The sequence below is a fragment of the Mesorhizobium sp. B2-3-7 genome (assembly GCF_006442695.1).
Taxonomy (GTDB): Bacteria; Pseudomonadota; Alphaproteobacteria; order Rhizobiales; family Rhizobiaceae; genus Mesorhizobium.
The window spans coordinates 38092-56461 of sequence record NZ_VFVV01000018.1 but is presented as its reverse complement, the minus strand read 5'-3'; the positions used below and the strand labels follow the sequence as shown (position 1 = coordinate 56461).

General features: G+C 65.3%; 13 protein-coding genes. All 13 read left to right on the top strand.

Annotated elements, in window-relative coordinates; translation table 11 throughout:
- Positions 1 to 104: 104 nt before the first annotated feature.
- Positions 105 to 806 (top strand): response regulator transcription factor, encoded by a 702-nt coding sequence (locus FJ940_RS26535; RefSeq protein ID WP_010912942.1) that lies wholly within the window; start codon positions 105 to 107, stop codon positions 804 to 806.
- A 143-nt stretch (positions 807 to 949) separates the two neighbouring features.
- Entirely contained in the window at positions 950 to 2734 is a 1785-nt protein-coding gene (locus FJ940_RS26530) for a sensor histidine kinase (RefSeq protein ID WP_140491185.1), read from the top strand.
- Positions 2735 to 2944: 210 nt separating this feature from the next.
- Positions 2945 to 3391 carry an HPr kinase/phosphorylase gene (locus FJ940_RS26525; protein WP_140658414.1) on the top strand — a complete coding sequence of 149 codons (447 nt, stop codon included), beginning with the start codon at positions 2945 to 2947 and terminating at the stop codon, positions 3389 to 3391.
- Positions 3392 to 3555: 164 nt separating this feature from the next.
- Positions 3556 to 3957, top strand: coding sequence for a PTS sugar transporter subunit IIA (locus tag FJ940_RS26515; RefSeq protein WP_027032585.1), 402 nt, complete (start codon positions 3556 to 3558; stop codon positions 3955 to 3957).
- Positions 3954 to 4250 carry an HPr family phosphocarrier protein gene (locus tag FJ940_RS26510; protein ID WP_140491179.1) on the top strand — a complete coding sequence of 99 codons (297 nt, stop codon included), beginning with the start codon at positions 3954 to 3956 and terminating at the stop codon, positions 4248 to 4250. Before FJ940_RS26515 ends, FJ940_RS26510 begins: the two co-directional genes overlap by 4 nt.
- 173 nt (positions 4251 to 4423) lie before the next feature.
- Positions 4424 to 5824, top strand: coding sequence for an adenosylhomocysteinase (gene ahcY, locus FJ940_RS26505; RefSeq protein WP_140517752.1), 1401 nt, complete (start codon positions 4424 to 4426; stop codon positions 5822 to 5824).
- 187 nt (positions 5825 to 6011) lie between these two features.
- Positions 6012 to 8567 carry a PAS domain-containing sensor histidine kinase gene (locus FJ940_RS26500; RefSeq protein ID WP_140658362.1) on the top strand — a complete coding sequence of 852 codons (2556 nt, stop codon included), beginning with the start codon at positions 6012 to 6014 and terminating at the stop codon, positions 8565 to 8567.
- Between the two features lie 8 nt (positions 8568 to 8575).
- Entirely contained in the window at positions 8576 to 10087 is a 1512-nt protein-coding gene (tsaE, locus tag FJ940_RS26495) for a tRNA (adenosine(37)-N6)-threonylcarbamoyltransferase complex ATPase subunit type 1 TsaE (protein ID WP_140563517.1), read from the top strand.
- A 74-nt stretch (positions 10088 to 10161) separates the two neighbouring features.
- Entirely contained in the window at positions 10162 to 10866 is a 705-nt protein-coding gene (locus tag FJ940_RS26490) for a nucleotidyltransferase family protein (protein WP_140517791.1), read from the top strand.
- Entirely contained in the window at positions 10863 to 13997 is a 3135-nt protein-coding gene (gene addB / locus FJ940_RS26485) for a double-strand break repair protein AddB (protein ID WP_140563515.1), read from the top strand. The genes FJ940_RS26490 and addB overlap by 4 nt, the downstream gene beginning before the upstream one ends.
- Positions 13994 to 17515, top strand: a complete 3522-nt coding sequence (gene addA, locus FJ940_RS26480; protein ID WP_140658360.1) for a double-strand break repair helicase AddA — start codon at positions 13994 to 13996, stop codon at positions 17513 to 17515. The genes addB and addA overlap by 4 nt, the downstream gene beginning before the upstream one ends.
- A 74-nt stretch (positions 17516 to 17589) precedes the next feature.
- The gene (gene trxA, locus FJ940_RS26475) at positions 17590 to 17913 is read left to right on the top strand and encodes a thioredoxin (RefSeq protein ID WP_140491167.1); all 324 of its coding nucleotides are present in this window, start codon (positions 17590 to 17592) and stop codon (positions 17911 to 17913) included.
- Between the two features lie 134 nt (positions 17914 to 18047).
- Entirely contained in the window at positions 18048 to 18329 is a 282-nt protein-coding gene (locus FJ940_RS26470; RefSeq protein ID WP_140491165.1) for a cupin domain-containing protein, read from the top strand.
- The last annotated feature ends 41 nt before the right edge of the window (positions 18330 to 18370 follow it).

Here is an 18370-nt window from a genome sequence, read left to right as displayed (position 1 = left end):
CCCGTGACAGCGGCGAAGGCCTATGCCACATTTTGTACCTAATTTGTCCTGCAAAAGCCCCTTCTCTACCAAAGAAGGGACAGCTCATGAGGGAGCCGCTTGAAATGGCAACAATCGCGCTTGTCGATGACGACCGCAACATTCTGACCTCGGTGTCGATCGCCCTCGAATCGGAAGGCTATCGCGTCGAAACCTACACGGATGGTGCGTCCGCGCTGGAAGGCCTGGCGGCGCGCCCGCCGAATCTCGCCATCCTCGACATCAAGATGCCGCGCATGGACGGCATGGAACTCTTGCGCCGGATGCGCCAGAAATCCGACCTGCCGGTCATCTTCCTGACCTCCAAGGACGACGAGATCGACGAGCTGTTCGGCCTCAAGATGGGCGCCGACGACTTCATCCGCAAACCCTTCTCGCAGCGTTTGCTGGTCGAGCGGGTGCGCGCGGTGTTGCGTCGTGCCAGCGCCCGTGAGGCCGCGGCAAAAGCGCCCAGCCAGCAGGCGCGCTCGCTCGAGCGCGGCCAGCTCGTCATGGACCAGGAACGCCACACCTGCACCTGGAAAGGCGAACCGGTGACGCTCACCGTCACCGAATTCCTGATCCTGCATTCGCTGGCACAGCGCCCCGGCGTCGTAAAAAGTCGTGATGCGCTGATGGATTCGGCTTATGATGAGCAGGTCTATGTTGACGACCGTACCATCGACAGCCACATCAAGCGGCTGCGCAAGAAGTTCAAGGCCGTCGACGACGACTTCGAGATGATCGAAACCCTTTACGGAGTCGGATACCGGTTCCGCGAGGCGTGAATAGGCGGGTAGGCAATAGAGAATAGTCGGTAGTCAGTTTTGAATGGTGCGAGCGGCCACCCGTGCATCGCCGCGATCTCAGCCAACCATTTCTCTATTCGCTACCCGCTACTCACTAATACTAAGCAGGGAACTGCTGTTCGATGGCAGTGGAAGCACAGCGGAGCAGATCGGCGGGCGTTGCAAGGCGGCCGGCGCGCATCATGCCCGCGTTCCTGTCGAAGCTCACCGTGCCCATGCGCCGCTTCCTCGGCCATCACATCTTTTCCAGCCTGACGCGGCGTATCCTCTTCCTCAATCTCGCCGGCCTCGCAGTCCTGGTCACCGGCATTCTCTATCTCAACACCTTCCGCGACGGGCTGATCGACGCCCGCGTCGAAAGCCTGATGACCCAGGGCGAGATCATCGCCGGCGCGATCGCCGCCTCGGCGACGGTCGAGACCGATTCGATCAGCATCGATCCGGAAAAGCTGCTTGAGCTGCAGGCCGGCGAAAGCCTGGGACCGGGCTCCGACCAGCTCGACAATCTGGATTTCCCGATCAATCCCGAGCGCGTCGCCCCGGTGCTGCGCCGGCTGATCTCGCCGACCCGCACCCGCGCCCGCATCTACGACCGCGACGCCAATTTGCTGCTCGATTCGCGCCATCTCTATTCGCGCGGGCAGATCCTTCGGTACGATCTGCCGCCGGTCGACGAGGAAGAGCCCGACCTTGTCGAACGCATCCAGAAGTTCATCTTCGACTTCTTCCGCAACACCGATCTGCCGGTCTATCACGAGCAGCCGGGCGGCAATGGCGCCGCCTTCCCGGAAGTGGTCAAGGCGCTGACCGGCAGCCCGTCGACCATCGTCCGGATCAGCGAACAGGGCGAGCAGATCGTTTCCGTCGCGGTGCCGATCCAGCGCTTCCGCGCCGTTCTCGGCGTGTTGATGCTGTCGACCGAAGGCGGCGACATCGACAAGATCGTCGCCGCCGAACGCAAGGCGATCCTGCGCGTCTTTGGCATCGCGGCGCTCGTCACCGCCATCCTGTCGATGCTTCTGGCCTCCACCATCGCCAATCCGCTGCGCCGGCTGTCGGCGGCGGCCGTGCGGGTACGGCGCGGCGTCAAGAGCCGCGAGGAAATTCCTGATTTCTCCGACCGTCAGGACGAGATCGGCAATCTGTCGATTGCCGTGCGCGACATGACGAACGCGCTCTATGCGCGCATCGAGGCGATCGAGAGCTTCGCCGCCGATGTTTCCCATGAATTGAAGAACCCGCTGACCTCGCTGCGCAGCGCGGTGGAGACCTTGCCGCTGGCCAAGAACGACAATTCGCGCAGCCGGCTGATGGAGATCATCCAGCACGACGTCAGGCGGCTGGACCGTCTCATCACCGACATTTCGGATGCCTCCCGTCTCGACGCCGAGCTGGCGCGGGATGACGCGGGGACCGTGGACCTGAAGAAGTTCATCACCGACCTCGTCGCCGTCTCGCGTGAAACGACGCGCAACAAGAAGGCGGTCGAGATCGAGCTCAGGGTCGCCAAGCTGCCGCAGGGCGTCAAGGGCTATTTCGTCGTCGGCCACGACCTGCGCATCGGCCAGGTCATCACCAACCTGATCGAGAACGCCCGCTCCTTCGTGCCAGAGGAGCGCGGCCACATCATCCTGTCGCTGGCGCGCACCGGCAAGTTCAACATCCTCACCGTCGATGACAATGGTCCCGGCATCCGCGCCGACAACATCGATCGCATCTTCGAACGCTTCTACACCGACCGGCCCGCCGGCGAGGCGTTCGGCCAGAATTCAGGCCTTGGCCTGTCGATATCCAGGCAGATCGTCGAGGCCCATGGCGGCACGCTGACCGCCGAGAACATCCCCGGCACCAAGCCAGGCGAGATCAAGGGCGCCCGCTTCGTGGTTACGCTGCCGGCCGAAGCATGATCCCGAAAAGTGGGAACCGGTTTTCGGATCAGATCATGCCTCATGCAAAAATGATCCCGGATATCGCGGCCTTACGGCCGTCATCCTCGGGCTTGTCCCGTGGATACGCCGCACAGCGTGGCTATGGTGCGAACACTATTGGAAGACCTGCAGATCCTCGGGATGACGGCGTTGGATCAGGATTTCCGAAATACACAAGCGGGCACGCTCATGCAGCCTGAAAACATCCACGCAACGGCCATCCTGATCGGCGAGCGCGGCGTTCTCGTCAGCGGCGCATCCGGTTCGGGCAAGACGACGCTGGCGCTGGCGCTCATTGACCATTGCCACCCGCGAGGCTTGTTCTCACGGCTCGTCGGCGACGACCAGCTTTTCGTCATGGCACATGCGGGACGGCTGGTGTGCCGCGCGCCCGCCGCGATCGAGGGCCTGGTCGAGGTGCCCGGGCGTGGTCCGCGACCCGTGCCGTTTGAGGCGGGCGCCGTCATCGATCTGCATGTCAGGCTTTTGCCGGCCGGCGAAGTGGCACGCTTTCAGGAGGATGCCGACGACACCATCGCCGGCTGCCTGGTGCCGCGGATTGACGTGGCGGAACGCAATATTGCCGCTGCCTTGCCCGCCGTGATGGCGCATCTGTCGATCGCGCCTTTTCTATGATGCGACCGGGGTTTTTTGCTGCAATGCGTCAAAATGGCATGGGCCGGCGCAATTTTGGGCTTGTCAACGAGCCGCGCGTCGACAAGATAGCGCTCCCGCCGCCTGGAATGGCTGGCGAGCATAAAATGCGCCTGTGAAGCGGCGATGACGGGAGCCACCAAAGAATGATCGGACTCGTGCTTGTAACGCACGGTCAACTGGCCACCGAGTTCCGACATGCCGTGGAACATGTCGTCGGGCCACAAGACAATTTCGAAACCGTGGCGATCGGGGCTGACGACGATATGGAGCAGCGCCGGCGCGACATCGTCGATGCCGTCGCCCGTGTCGACACCGGGACGGGCGTGATCGTGTTGACCGACATGTTCGGCGGCACGCCTTCGAACCTTGCCATTTCCGTGATGGAGTCCGGCCGCACCGAAGTCATCGCCGGCATGAATTTGCCGATGCTGATCAAGCTCTCCTCGATTCGCAAGGGCGACAACATGGCGGCGGCCCTCGACGAGGCGCAGGCGGCGGGGCGCAAATACATCAATGTCGCCAGCCAGCTCCTGAGCAGCAAATGAGCACGATGTCGTCGGAAAAGGACCAGATCGTCCGCGAATTTCCGATCGTCAATCAACGCGGCCTGCACGCGCGCGCCTCGGCCAAGTTCGTGCAGCTCGCCAGCGGCTACAACGCGTCGGTCCACGTCGAGAAGGACGGCGTCAAGGTCGGCGGCACCTCGATCATGGGCCTGATGATGCTGGCGGCAAGTCCGGGCTATTCGATTCGCGTCACCGCCAGCGGTCCCGAAGCGCTTGAGGTCATGAATGCGCTGGAGCAGCTGGTGGCGTCCCGCTTCGGCGAGGAATGCTGATCCCTTACCTCCGCATGAAAGACATGCAGGGATAAAGATTTCTTTATATCCCATTGTCGTCTTGACGCCGATCTGCTAGTCAGGCGGGCAATTCGCGCCCTTCGACGCGCCTGCCGGCGCGGGCGCATCCGCAAACAATTCAATAGCGTAACAATTCGCATCGGAGCACTGCCATGACGGGTAGCAAGGACTATGTGGTCGCCGACATCTCGCTTGCCGGCTGGGGCCGCAAGGAAATCGAGATCGCCGAAACCGAAATGCCGGGCCTGATGGCCTGCCGCGAGGAATTCGGCTCCAAGAAGCCGCTCAAGGGCGCGCGCATCACCGGCTCGCTGCACATGACCATCCAGACCGCGGTGTTGATCGAGACGCTGAAGGCGCTCGGTGCCGATATACGCTGGGCTTCCTGCAACATCTTCTCGACCCAGGACCATGCGGCTGCTGCCATCGCCGAGGCCGGCATCCCGGTCTTCGCCGTCAAGGGCGAGACGCTTGAGCAGTACTGGGACTACACCGACAGGATTTTCCAGTGGGCCGACGGCGGCACCTCCAACATGATCCTCGATGATGGCGGCGACGCCACCATGTACATCCTGATCGGCGCGCGCGCCGAGGCCGGCGAGGACGTGCTGTCCAATCCGCACAGCGAGGAGGAGGAATATTTCTATGCCCAGGTCAAGAAGCGCATGAAGGCTTCGCCCGGCTTCTTCACCAAGCAGAAGGAAGCGATCCGGGGCGTCACCGAAGAGACGACCACCGGCGTCAACAGGCTCTACCAGCTGCAGAAGAAGGGCTTGCTGCCTTTCCCGGCCATCAATGTCAACGACTCCGTCACCAAGTCGAAATTCGACAATAAATATGGCTGTAAGGAATCGCTGGTCGACGGCATCCGCCGCGGCACCGACACCATGATGGCCGGCAAGGTCGCCGTCGTCTGCGGCTATGGCGACGTCGGCAAGGGCTCGTCCGCCTCGCTGAAGGGCGCCGGCGCCCGCGTCAAGGTCACCGAGGTCGATCCGATCTGCGCCCTGCAGGCGGCGATGGACGGCTTCGAGGTCGTCACGCTCGAAGATGCCGCACCCACCGCCGACATCGTCATCACCACCACCGGCAACAAGGATGTCGTCACCCTCGACCACATGCGTTCGATGAAGGACATGGTGATCGTCGGCAACATCGGTCACTTCGACAACGAGATCCAGGTGGCATCGCTGCGCAACCTGAAATGGACCAACGTCAAGCCTCAGGTCGACATGATCACCTTCCCCGATGGCAAGCGCATGATCTTGCTGTCGGAAGGCCGCCTGCTCAACCTCGGCAACGCCACCGGCCATCCGAGCTTCGTCATGTCGGCGTCCTTCACCAACCAGGTGCTGGCGCAGATCGAGCTGTTCACCAAGGGCGAGCAGTACCAGAACCAGGTCTACGTGCTGCCCAAGCATCTCGACGAGAAGGTCGCGCGCCTGCATCTCGACAAGCTCGGCGCTCGCCTGACCGAACTGTCGGGCGAACAGGCAGCCTATATCGGCGTGACCCCGCAGGGTCCGTTCAAGCCGGAACACTACCGCTATTAACCAAAGCTGAATTTACTACCAGATATTGACGCCGGGCGATTGACTTTTCGCCCGGCTTTATTTTTGCGCCGAATGATTCTTCACGCCGATTCCAGCAGGCGCTATTGTTGTGATTCGCGGTCCGGGGACGAGGACCGGCGTACGCATCAGGGCGGTCTTGCATTCAGGCGGCGAAGAGGACCAAGACATGCCGGGGGATAACCCGCTTTGCGCGGGACGGGCCGTTTCCGGCGGCCATGACGATTCGAGGATTACCGGCACCGCCACGCGAGGCGGGCGCCCTTCATGGCGCGCGCGCGCCGGACTTTTCCTTGCCGGCTCCGCACTTGGCTGGCCTTTGGCCGGCACGGTGGCCCACGCCCAGGCTGCTGCTGCGGAGGCTGCAAGCCTATCGGTGAGCACGGTCGAGGTCGTGCAGCTTGCCGTCTTTGTCGGAGTGATGGGAGCGGCATTCCTGTCGGCCATCGTTCTGATCCGGGAGAGAGCGCGCACCTCGGCCGAAAATGTCGAGCTCAGGAGCCGCATCGCGGACATCAACGCGGCGCTGCGCCGTTCGGAGGCGCTGCTCAACTTGCGCGACCAGCGTGTCGTCGTCTGGGCCTCGGAGAACAAGAAACCCGAGCTCATCGGCACGCTGCCGGTCGAAAGCGGCGCGCCCGAGGAGCGGGCCGCCTTCCTTGCCTTCGGCCGCTGGCTGATGCCGCGCTCGGCTGCGGCACTCGAGCATGCCGTCGCGGGGCTGCGCGAAAGAGCCGTGTCCTTCGACCTCGTCATCGAAACGCAGACCGGCGCTCCGCTGGAAGTGCATGGCCGCAAGAGCGCGGCGCATGTGCTGGTGCGGTTCGTTTCCCTTTCCGAGACGCAACGCAGCCAGGCCCGGCTGAAGATCGAAAACCAGCGGCTGGCCGCCGATCATGATACGATGATCGGCCTGCTCGAGGCGCTGAAGATGCCGGCATGGCTGCGCGGCGAGGACGGCCGCCTGAGATGGGTGAACCGGGCCTATGCCGAAGCGGTCGAGGCCGAAAGCGCGGAGATGGCCGTCCGCGACGCCAAGGAATTCCTCGGCGGCCAGGCGCGCGAAGCGATCGCTGCCCAGCACAAGTCCCATCCTGTCTTCGAACAGACGCTTTCCACGGTGATCGAGGGCGACCGCCGCGTCTTCGCGGTGACCGATTTCGCCGGCGCCGACGGTTCGGCCGGGCTTGCCTGTGACACCAGCGCCATCGAAACCATCCGCAGCGAATATGAGCGCACCGTGCGCAGCCACGCCGACACGCTCGACCAGCTCAACACGGCGGTCGCGATCTTCGACACCGACGAGAAGCTGCGCTTCTTCAACCAGGCTTTCCAGAAGCTCTGGGGCCTCGATGCAGGCTTCCTGCACAGCGCGCCCGATAACGCTTTGCTGCTGGATCGGCTGCGCAGCGAGGGCAAGATCGCCGAGCAGCCGGAGTGGCGCCGCTGGAAGGAAGGCCTGCTCGGCGCCTACCGCGCGGTGGAATCGCAGGAGCATTGGTGGCACCTGCCCGACGGCAAGACCATCCGCGTCGTCGCCAACCCGCAGCCCAAGGGCGGCGTCACCTGGGTGTTCGAGAACCTGACCGAGAAGATGGACCTCGAAAGCCGCTACCGCACCGCGGTGCGGGTCCAGGGCGAAACACTCGACAACCTCGCCGAAGGCGTGGCGGTGTTCGGTCCCGACGGCAGGCTGCGCCTGTCGAACCCGGCATTTGCTACTTTGTGGGGCCTGGACGCCGAAACCGCCCGGCCCAATGTCCATGTTTCCGCAATCCGTGAGCTTTGCGACCTGCAAGCGATCGACAGCCCGTGGGGCAGCTTCGTCGCCGCCATCACCGGCTTCGACGACGAGCGCCGCGACCGCCACGGCCAGACCGAGCTCAACAACGGCACCGTGCTGCGCTACGCCGTGATCCCCCTGCCCAACGGGCAGGTGATGATGACCTTCGTCGACGTTACCGACAGCGTCCGTGTCGAACGCGCGCTCAAGGACAAGAACGAGGCGCTGGAGAAATCTGACCAGCTCAAGAACGAATTCGTCCAGCACGTGTCCTACGAACTGCGCTCGCCGCTGACCAACATCATCGGCTTCACCGAACTGCTGTCGCTGCCGGCCACCGGTCCGCTGACGCAGAAGCAGCGCGAATATGTCGAGCATGTCGGCTCGTCGTCCTCGGTGCTTTTGACCATCGTCAACGACATACTCGACCTCGCCACGGTCGATGCCGGCATCATGCAGCTCGACATTTCCGAGGTCCATGTCGACCGCACGATCGCCGCCGCCGCCGAGCTGGTTGCCGACCGGCTGGAAGAGCATTCAATCAGGCTCGAGGTCGATGCCGCGGCGGCGCCGAAGACCTTCCACGGCGACGAAATCCGCATCCGCCAGATCCTCTACAACCTGCTCAGCAACGCCGCCAACTACGCGCCGGAGGCCAGCGCCATCCGGCTCGCCTGCCGTCAGTTGGCGGACGGTGTGGAATTCTCGGTCCATGACGATGGACCCGGCATGCCGCCCGACGTGCTTGACTCGGTGTTCCGCCGCTTCGAGCCGCGCGCCAATGGCGGCCGCCGGCGCGGCGCCGGGCTCGGACTGTCGATCGTCAAGAGCTTCGTCGAGCTGCATGGCGGCAGCGTCCGCATCGAAACCGGCAAGGACAAGGGCACGACCGTCATCTGCACCTTTCCCGACATGCCGGGCATCCGCGCCGCGGCCGAGTAGCGCACTCGATGGCCGCATTGATGCTCGAGCGTTTACTCGCCGACGAAACACAGACAGCGCGGCTGGGTGAGGATCTGGCGCTGGCGTTGCGCGCCGGCGACATCCTGGCGCTGAAGGGCGATCTCGGCGCGGGCAAATCGACGCTGGCGCGGGCGCTGATCAGGGCCGTGGCCGACGATGCCGGTCTCGACGTGCCGAGTCCTACCTTCACCCTTGTGCAAAGCTACGATACGCGCATCCCGGTCCATCATTTCGACCTCTACCGCCTGTCCTCGGCAGCCGAGCTCGATGAACTGGGCTTCGACGAGGCGTTGGCGCAAGGCGCGGCCCTTGTCGAATGGCCGGAACGGGCCGAGGGTTATTTGCCTGGGACCGCCGTGTTGATCGAACTCGTCCAGCATGGCGATGGCCGATTGGCGAGACTGTCCGGGCAAGGCGCTGCCTACGATCGGGTGGCGCGGTCGCTCGCCATGCGTGATTTCCTCGAAGGCGCTGGATGGGGCGAGGCCAGCCGCCGCCATTTCATCGGCGATGCCTCTGCCCGCTCCTACGAAATTGTCTCGCTTCCAGGCCACGCCGCGAGGGTGCTGATGAACTCGCCGCGGCTGGTGCTGGGCCCGCCGGTGCGCGACGGCAAGCCCTATGGCGTCATCGCCCACACCGCCCAGTCGGTGTCAGCCTTCGCCGCCATCGACCGCGCGCTGCTCGCCGCCGGGGTCAGCGTTCCCGAAATCCATGCGCAGGATCTCGACCAGGGATTCCTGCTGCTCGAACATCTGGGCTCCGAAGGTTTCCTGGACGGGCATGGCAGGCCGGTCGCCGGGCGCTATGAGGCGGCGGCCGAACTGCTCGCCATGATGCATGGCAAGACCTGGCCCCACCGGATGGAGGCCGCGCCCGGCGTGTTTCACGATGTGCCGCCCTTCGACCGCGACGCCATGCTGATCGAGGCGGACCTGCTGGTCGATTGGTACGTGCCGATGCTGACGGGCGCTCCGGCGGGCGATGCCTTGCGCGTCGGCTACCACAAGGAGTGGAACGCGGTTCTCGACCGGCTCGCTGACAGCCAATACACGCTGATGCTGCGTGACTTTCATTCGCCGAACATCATCTGGCGCGCTGAGCGCTCCGGCCATGACCGGCTCGGTATCGTCGATATCCAGGACGCGTTGATCGGCCCCGCCGCTTACGACGTCGCCTCGCTGGCCATGGACGCGCGCGTCACCATCCCGCCAGGCATCGAGAAACGCACGCTCGATGCCTATGTCGCCGCCCGCCACGCGGCCGGCCCATTTGACGAGGCGGCATTCCTCGAGGCCTATGCGATCATGGCGGCGCAGCGCAATTCCAAGATCCTCGGCATCTTCGTCCGGCTCGAAAAACGCGACGGCAAGCCCTATTATCTGAAGCACTTGCCGCGTATCCGCGACTATCTGCGCCGGGCGCTGTCTCATCCTGCCTTGGCCGGCCTTCGCGAGTTCTATACCGCTCACGGTCTGCTGGAGGAGCAAACGCCGTGACATCGATACCGGACGCAGCGAGCGTGCCCAAAACTGCGATCGTGCCCAAAACTGCGATCGTGCCCAAAACTGCGATAGTGCTTGCCGCAGGGCTCGGCAAGCGCATGCGGCCGATCACCGACACGATCCCCAAGCCGCTGGTCAGGATCGCCGGCAAGACGCTGCTCGACTGGGGCCTCGACAGTCTCGCCGCGGCCGGCATCGGCAAGGCCGTCGTCAACGTGCACTATCTTCCCGAACAGATCGTCGCCCATCTCGGCGCGCGCCATGCGCCGCGGATCGTCATTTCGGACGAGAGCGAGCGGTTGCTCGATTCCGCCGGCGGCATCGTCAAGGCGCTGCCGGAGCTCGGCCAACAGCCCTTCTACATCCTCAACGCCGACACCTTCTGGATCGACCAAGGAACGCTCAATCTCAACCGTCTCGCCCTTGCATGGGACGCCGCGAAAATGGATATTCTGCTGATGCTGGCGGATCTCCATCAGGCGACCGGACACTGCGGCAGCACCGATTTCCTGGTGGCGCCGGACGGCACCCTGCGGCGTTCCAAGGGCGATCCGGCGGGCCTGATCTATGCCGGGGCGGCGATCGTCCATCCGCGCATCTTCAAGGGTGCCCTGCCGGAACCTCATTCGCTTAACGCCTACTTCGACAAGGCGATCGCCGCCGGCCGGCTGTCCGGCATGCCGATGCATGGCCATTGGATCACCGTCGGCACGCCTGACGCTATTGCGAGCGCGGAAGCGGCGGTCGCCGACGCGCTAGCCGAGTTGCAATGAGCGGCCCGGGCCGCGTTTTCTCCATTCCGCCCGGTGCGCCGTTTCTGCCGACGCTTGCCGAGGCGCTGCTGGCCGGGCGTCTTGTTCCGGGCTTTCGCTTCGATGGCGACCCGCTCGCTTTGGCCGATGTCATCATCTATGTGCCGACGCGCCGCGCCGCGCGCGCCTTGCGTGGCGTCTTCGTCGACAGCCTGTCGGCGAGGGGCGGCGGCGGTTCGGCGATTCTGCCGGTCATCCGGCCGCTCGGCGAGTTCGATGAGGACGAGGCCGCGTTCGAGACGGAAGCGTCGGCGGCCATCGACCTCGCGCCGCCGATCGCGGCGACCGAACGCCTGTTGCTGCTGGCGCCGTTGGTGCGTGCCTGGAAACGCCGGCTGCCGGCGCATGTGGCGGCGCTTTTCGACGAGGAGATCGTCATTCCGGCCTCCGCCGCCGATGCGATCTGGCTGGCGCGCGATCTCGCCCGGCTTATGGATGAGATCGAGACGGAAGGCACGGACTGGACGCGGCTCGCCGATCTGGTGAGCGGCAATCTCGCGGGATGGTGGCAGGTCACGCTCGATTTCCTCGGCATCGTCACCGAAGCCTGGCCGAAATTCCTTGGGGAACGGAACCTCTCCAACCCGGCCGCGCATCGCAGCGCCCTGCTCCGGCTGGAAGCGGCGCGGTTGCGGCGCAATCCGCCCGCCGGGCCGGTTATCGCCGCCGGTTCCACCGGCTCCATCCCCGCCACGGCAGAGCTGCTGGCCGCCATCGCCCGCTTGGCGGGCGGAGCCATCGTGCTGCCAGGCCTCGACCGGACGATGGATGAGCCGTCCTTCCAGGCCATCACGGCGCCGGGCGCACGTCCGGCCGTGCTCGGCCATCCGCAATACGGCCTCGCCAAGCTGATCGGCACCATCGGGGTGCTGCGCGGCGATGTCGAGGAGATAGGCGCGGCCGGACATGAACTCGCGCTTCGCGCCGCCCTCGTGGGCGAAGCGCTGCGGCCGGCCGAGACCACCGAATTGTGGGCCGAGACGCGCAGCGGCTTTTCCGCCTCCGACATCGAGCAGGCGTTCTCCGGCGTGAGCCTGCTGGAAGCGGCCAGCGAACGCGATGAAGCCGTGGCGATCGCCGTTGCGCTCAAGCGCGCCGTCGAGCAGCCCGGCCAAAGGGCGGCTCTCGTTACCGGCGACCGGGCGCTGGCGCGCCGCGTCTCGGTCGAACTCGCCCGCTTCGGCGTCGTCGCCGACGATTCCGGCGGTGTGCCGCTTTCCAACACGCCCGCCGCCGGCCTGCTTGGGCTGGCGTTGCAGGCGGTGTTCCGCCCCGGTGACCCCGTCGGCCTGCTGTCGTTGCTCAAGCATCCCCTGCTTGCCGTTGGCCTGGACCGGACGAGCGTTCGCCATGCGGCGGAACTGATCGAGCTGGTGGCGCTGCGCGGCGGCACCGGCCGCCCCGACATCGCGTCGCTGCCGGACCTGTTCGAAGCCCGCCTGGTTGACCTCGGCGCCGACAGCAGGCGGCCTTTCTGGTTTGCCCGGCTGACCGTGCGCGCCATCGAAGGCGCGCGGAATTTGCTCGGACGTCTCAACGAAGCGCTGGCGCCGCTTGCCGCCTTTCGCGGCCAGGCCGACGCCGGTCTTGTCGCGCTGGTCGGGGCCAGCGTCGTGGTGTTGGAAAATCTCGGCCGTGCGGCCGATGGCGGGCTTGGCGCACTCTATGCCGGCGATGCCGGCGAGAAACTGGCCGACCTGTTGCGTGGACTGGTCGCGGCGTCCGTGCCGCTGTCGTTTGCCGCCGACGAATGGCCAGATGTCATGGCGGCGCTGATCGCGCCCGAGACGGTCAAGCCGGCGCAAGGCACAGACAGGAACATCGCCATCTGGGGGGCGCTGGAAGCCCGCTTGCAGAATGTCGACACGCTGGTCATCGGCGGCATGAACGAAGGCGTGTGGCCGCGCAAACCCGAAAGCGATCGCTTCATGTCGCGGCTGATGAAGACCGGCATCGACCTGGAGCCGCCCGAACGGCGCATTGGGCTTGCCGCGCATGATTTCCAGATGGCCATGGGGGCGGCGAAGGTGGTGCTGTCGCGCTCCGCACGCGCCGGTGACGCGCCCGCCGTGCCCTCGCGCTGGCTGCAGCGCATTCTCACTTATATCGGCAAGGACCAGGCAGCCAGGCTTGCCGAACGCGGCGACGAGCTCATCGCCTGGGCGCGCGCGCTCGATACCGGCCCGCGGCGGGATTTCGCGCCGCGCCCGCAGCCGAAGCCGCCGGTCGCGCTGCGTCCAACCCATTTCTCGGTCACCGAGATCGAGACGCTGCGTCGCGATCCCTACGCCATCTATGCCAGGCGCATCCTCGGCCTGCTGCCGCTCGACCCGGTCATCCGCGACCCGGGTGCGGCCGAGCGCGGCACGCTGTTCCACGCCATCCTGCATCTGTTCTCGGGCAGCGTGGCCGATCCGCGTGCTCCCGATGCGCTGGCCGGCCTGCTCGCCGCCGGCCGAACCTGCTTCGCCGAGGCAGCACTTCCCGCCGATGTCGAGGCGGTCTGGTGGCCGCGTTTCGAAAAGCTCGCCGCCAGCATCATCGAATGGGAACGCGGCCGCGCTGGGGCCGTGGCCCGGCGCCACGCCGAGGCGCGAGCGGCCAAGACCGTGGTCGGCCAATCCGGGATCACCCTGTCGGGCTATGCCGACCGGGTCGATCTTCTCCATGGCGGCATGGCCGACATATTGGACTACAAGACCGGCTCCTCGCCTTCCAAGGCGCAGGCGCACACGCTGCTGTCGCCGCAACTGGCCCTGGAGGGCGCGTTGCTCAGGCGCGGCGCTTTCCAGGAACTCGGCGCGCGCGAGCCCTCGCAATTGGCTTTTGTCAGGCTGAAGCCGAATGGCGAGGTCTTCGAGGAATCGATCCTCGAATACAACCGGCAGCCACGCACCGCCACGGACCTCGCCGAGGAGGCCTGGGCGCGGCTGGAGAAATTGCTCATCCACTATGCCGATCCGGCGGCCGGCTACCTGTCGCGGGCACTGCCGTTCCGCGAAGGCGAGACCGACGGCAACTACGACCATCTCGCCCGCGTGCTCGAATGGTCGGCGGGCGGCGATGCGGATGACGAGGGAGGGGAGGCATGAAGAAAGCCTATCCCATCCCCGGCGAAACCGCCTCCAGGCAGGCCAGCGCCTCGGATCCGAGGAATTCCGCCTGGGTGTCGGCCAATGCCGGGTCCGGCAAGACCCATGTGCTGGCCCAGCGCGTCATCCGCCTCCTGCTTCGCGGCACCGATCCGTCGAAGATACTGTGCCTGACCTATACGCGTGCCGCCGCCGCCAACATGTCGAACCGGGTGTTCTCGACCCTGTCGGAATGGACCGCGCTCGGCGATGCCGAACTGGCGGTGAGGGTCGAGGCGCTCGATGGCCGCCGGCCCGACCGCGAAACCATGCGCCGCGCCCGCCGCCTGTTTGCCGAGGCGCTGGAAACGCCCGGCGGCCTGAAGATCCAGACCATTCATGCCTTCTGCGAATCGGTGCTGCACCAGTTCCCGCTGGAAGCCAACATCCCCGCGCATTTCGAGATGCTCGACCCGCAGATGGAGGCATCGTTGTTCGCCGCCGCGCGCCGTGAAATGATTTCGGGCAGCGCGGCGGATCGGCCGGACCTCGCCGAAGCTTTCGCCGCCGTGCTCGAGCGCGGTGGCGAGGCCGGGCTCGACGCTTTGCTGGGTGAGATCGTCCGCAAGCGCGACGAACTGGGCGCCTTCATCGGTGAAATCGATCGAGGCGGCCCGAACTTCCAGACGCTGTTCGACGAATTCCAATTCCGCCCCGGCCAGACCGCCGAAGGCATAGCGACCGCCATCTGGCCGCTGCCCGGCTTCCTGCCGGATTATTTTGCCGGCTTCGCCCAGGCGGCGGAGGCCGCCGACGCCAGGACGGTGCTCAACAACATCTTGCCTCATGCGCGCCTGGCTTTCGCGGAAACCGACCCCGTGCGCCGCCTGCAGCTGCTTTCGCGGGCTTTCCTGAAGGCCGACGGCGACGTCTACGATCCAGCCAATGCATTCAAAAAGGCGCTGCTCGACCGGCTGCCGGACCTGGCGGAGCGCTATCTCTCGGCGACCACCGCAATCGTCGAGACGGTCGACCGGCTCGCCCTGTTCCGAATGCTGGAGGGCACGCGCGCCGCGCTGACGCTGGCCGACTGGCTGGTCGCCCGCTACGAGCAGTTGAAGCGTGGCCGCGGGTTCCTCGACTTCAACGACCTGATCACCCGCACCGTCAGTCTCCTGGCCAGGCCCGATGCCGGCCCGTGGGTGCAATACAAGCTCGACCAGGGCATCGACCACATCCTGCTCGACGAGGCGCAGGACACCAGCCCCGACCAGTGGGAGGTGGTGAAGCGGCTGGCCGAGGAATTCTTCGCCGGCATCGGCGCCCGCGACACCGCGCATCGGACGATCTTCGCTGTCGGTGACGAAAAACAGTCGATCTATTCCTTCCAGGGAGCGGCGCCGGATTCCTTCGCCGACAGCAGGCTCCTGTTCGCAAGCAAGGTGCGCGACGCCGATGCGCCCTTCGCCGATCTGAAGCTCACCTGGTCGTTCCGCTCGACCGACGATGTTCTGGCCGCTGTCGACCGTGTCTTCGCCGATCCGGTCGTGCGGCGCGGCATCAGCCATGACCCCGACCCGCTGAGCCACAAGGCGATACGCACCGATGCACCGGGCTATGTCGAGGTCTGGCCATCCATCGGCGCCGATGTCGTCGACGAGCCGGACGACTGGACCCAGGCAGTCGACCATGCCCGCGCGCCGGCGGTTCGGGTTGCCGAAAACGTCGCCGCCACCATTGCCGGCTGGATCGGCAATGGCGAGGTCATCGAAGGCCGCGGCAAGAGGCTGCGCCCTGGCGACGTGCTGGTGCTGGTGCGCAAGCGCGATCGCTTCGTTCATGCACTGACGCGTGCCCTGAAACGTCGTGACATCCCGGTCGCCGGCGCGGACCGGTTGAGCCTGCCCGGCCACATCGCGGTCAAGGACCTGATCGCGCTCGGCCATTTCCTGATCCAGCCGCAGGACGATCTGTCGCTCGCCGCCGTGCTGCGGAGCCCGATCTTCGATCTCTCGGAAGAGATGCTTTTCACACTGGCCGCGCAAAGACCATCCGGCCTGTCGCTGGCCGAGTCCCTGCGCCAGCATGCCAGCCAAAGCGAAGCGCTCGCGGCGGTCGCCGCTCAACTCGACATCTGGGCCAACGAGGCCGTCTTCAAGCCGGTGTTCGAATTCTATGCCGGCCTGCTGGCACGCGGTGGCGTGCGCCGCAAGATGGTTGCGCGGCTCGGGCCGGAAGCCGGGGACATTCTCGACGAATTCCTGAGTTTCTGCCTTGCCGAGGAGCGGACCGGCTTGCCCGGGCTGGAAGCCTTCCTGTCGACGCTGGAGAGCGCCGGCCCAGAAATCAAGCGCGAGATGGACCAGACCCGCGACGAGGTCCGCGTCATGACCGTGCATGCAGCCAAGGGGCTCGAGGCGCCTGTCGTCTTCCTGGTCGATGGCGGTTCGGCTCCGTTCAGCGATCAGCACCTGCCGCGCCTGATGCCGTTCGAGGGTTCCGGGCTGAACTGGAGCGGCAAGGGCTTTCTCTGGCGTTCGGCCAGCGACGTCGCCAACGCCATTTCGAAGGCTGCCGCGGCAAGGGCGCGTGATCTCGCCGATGACGAGTACCGGCGGCTGCTCTATGTCGGCATGACCCGGGCCGAGGACAGGCTGATCGTTTGCGGTTATCACGGCAAGCGCGCACCGAACACCGGCACCTGGCATTCGCTCGTCAGCCGTGCCCTGGTCGGGGCGCCGGAGAGTGCCGAGTATCCGCATCCGGCCGGCGGCGGCGTCTCAGTGCATCGCTTCCAGGTGACCGGATTGCCGCCGTTTGCACCGGTCGCCGAGAGCGAAGCCAGGCAGACGCGGGACTTCGAGCCGCCGCCCGAAATCTTGTTCAAGCCGCTGCCGCCATACGAGGACCTGCCGCGCCCGCTGTCGCCATCCGGAGCCTCCGCCCTGATCGACGAGGGCAAGGAAAGCGTCATCGACACCGGCTCGCCAGTGCTGGATGGCGACGCCGAACCCGGCTTCGCCGTCATGCGAGGCCTGGCGCTTCACAAACTGCTGCAGATGCTGCCCGGCGTGGCGCAAAACGAACGCCAGGGCGCAGCCGAACGCTATCTCGCCCGCGCCGGCGCGCAATGGCCGGCCGGCGAGTGCGAAAAGGCGGTCGCCTCGGTGATGGCGATCCTTGCCGATCCGCGTTTCGCGCCGCTTTTCGGACCCTCTTCGCGCGCCGAAGTGGCGGTCATGGGCAGCCTCGACGTCAAGGGCACGAAACGCTCGATTTCCGGCAAGATCGACAGGTTGGCGGTGACGCCGGACCGCGTATCCATCATCGATTACAAGACCAATCGGCCGGCGCCCGCCTCGCTGGGCGAGGTTCCGCCCGCCTATCTGCTGCAGCTCGCGCTCTATCGCGCCTTGCTGCGGCCGCTCTATCCCGGCCGCGAAGTCACGGCGGCCTTGCTGTTCACGGAGGCGCCGCGGCTGATCGAACTACCGGCTCGGGCCATGGATGACGCTCTTGCCCGACTCACGCGAGCGTGACACAAGAACTGCTTGAAGAAGGGCGCGGCAACCACCACATTTGGTGCGACGAAAAATTTCGAAAGGATTTCCGCATGGCTACCGTCAAGGTCGACAAGAACAATTTCCAGACCGCTGTGCTCGACGCCAAGGAGCCGGTCGTGGTGGATTTCTGGGCGGAATGGTGCGGTCCCTGCAAGATGATCGCGCCGGCGCTGGAAGACATCGCCAATGAGCTCGGCAGCAAGGTGAAGATCGCCAAGCTCAACATCGACGAGAATCCCGAACTGGCAGCGGAATTCGGCGTGCGCTCGATCCCGACGCTGATGATCTTCAAGGGCGGCGAAAGAGCCGATGTGAAGGTTGGCGCCGCGCCCAAGACCGCGCTGTCGCACTGGATCAACGGTAATCTCGCCTGATCAATCCGAAATTCCTGACATCAAGCCCGGCCGATCGCGCCGGGCTTTTTGTTGGCGTCATTGGTCGCCCGCTCTGGCCCTGACGTCCGGGGCCTCCATGTCTTCTGCTGGAAGCAGATGCAGGGAGAGGAAAAATGACCGGATCCGCCAAGGCCACCGTCTTCATCGACAATGAGCGCGTCATCGTCACGGAATACCGCTTTCAGCCGGGCGACAACACCGGCTGGCACCGCCATGGCCACGACTATGTTGTCGTGCCGCTGATGGACGGCAAGGTAAAGCTTCTGACCAAGGACGGCGAATCCTTCGCCGAAATGAAGAAAGGCGCGCCCTATTTCCGCAGGGAAGGCGTCGAGCACGACGTCATCAGCGCCAATGACGGCGAATATGCCTTCATTGAGATCGAGCTGAAATAGCGGCGTTCGCCTCGAATACCGCAGCGGAAACCGGTATATAT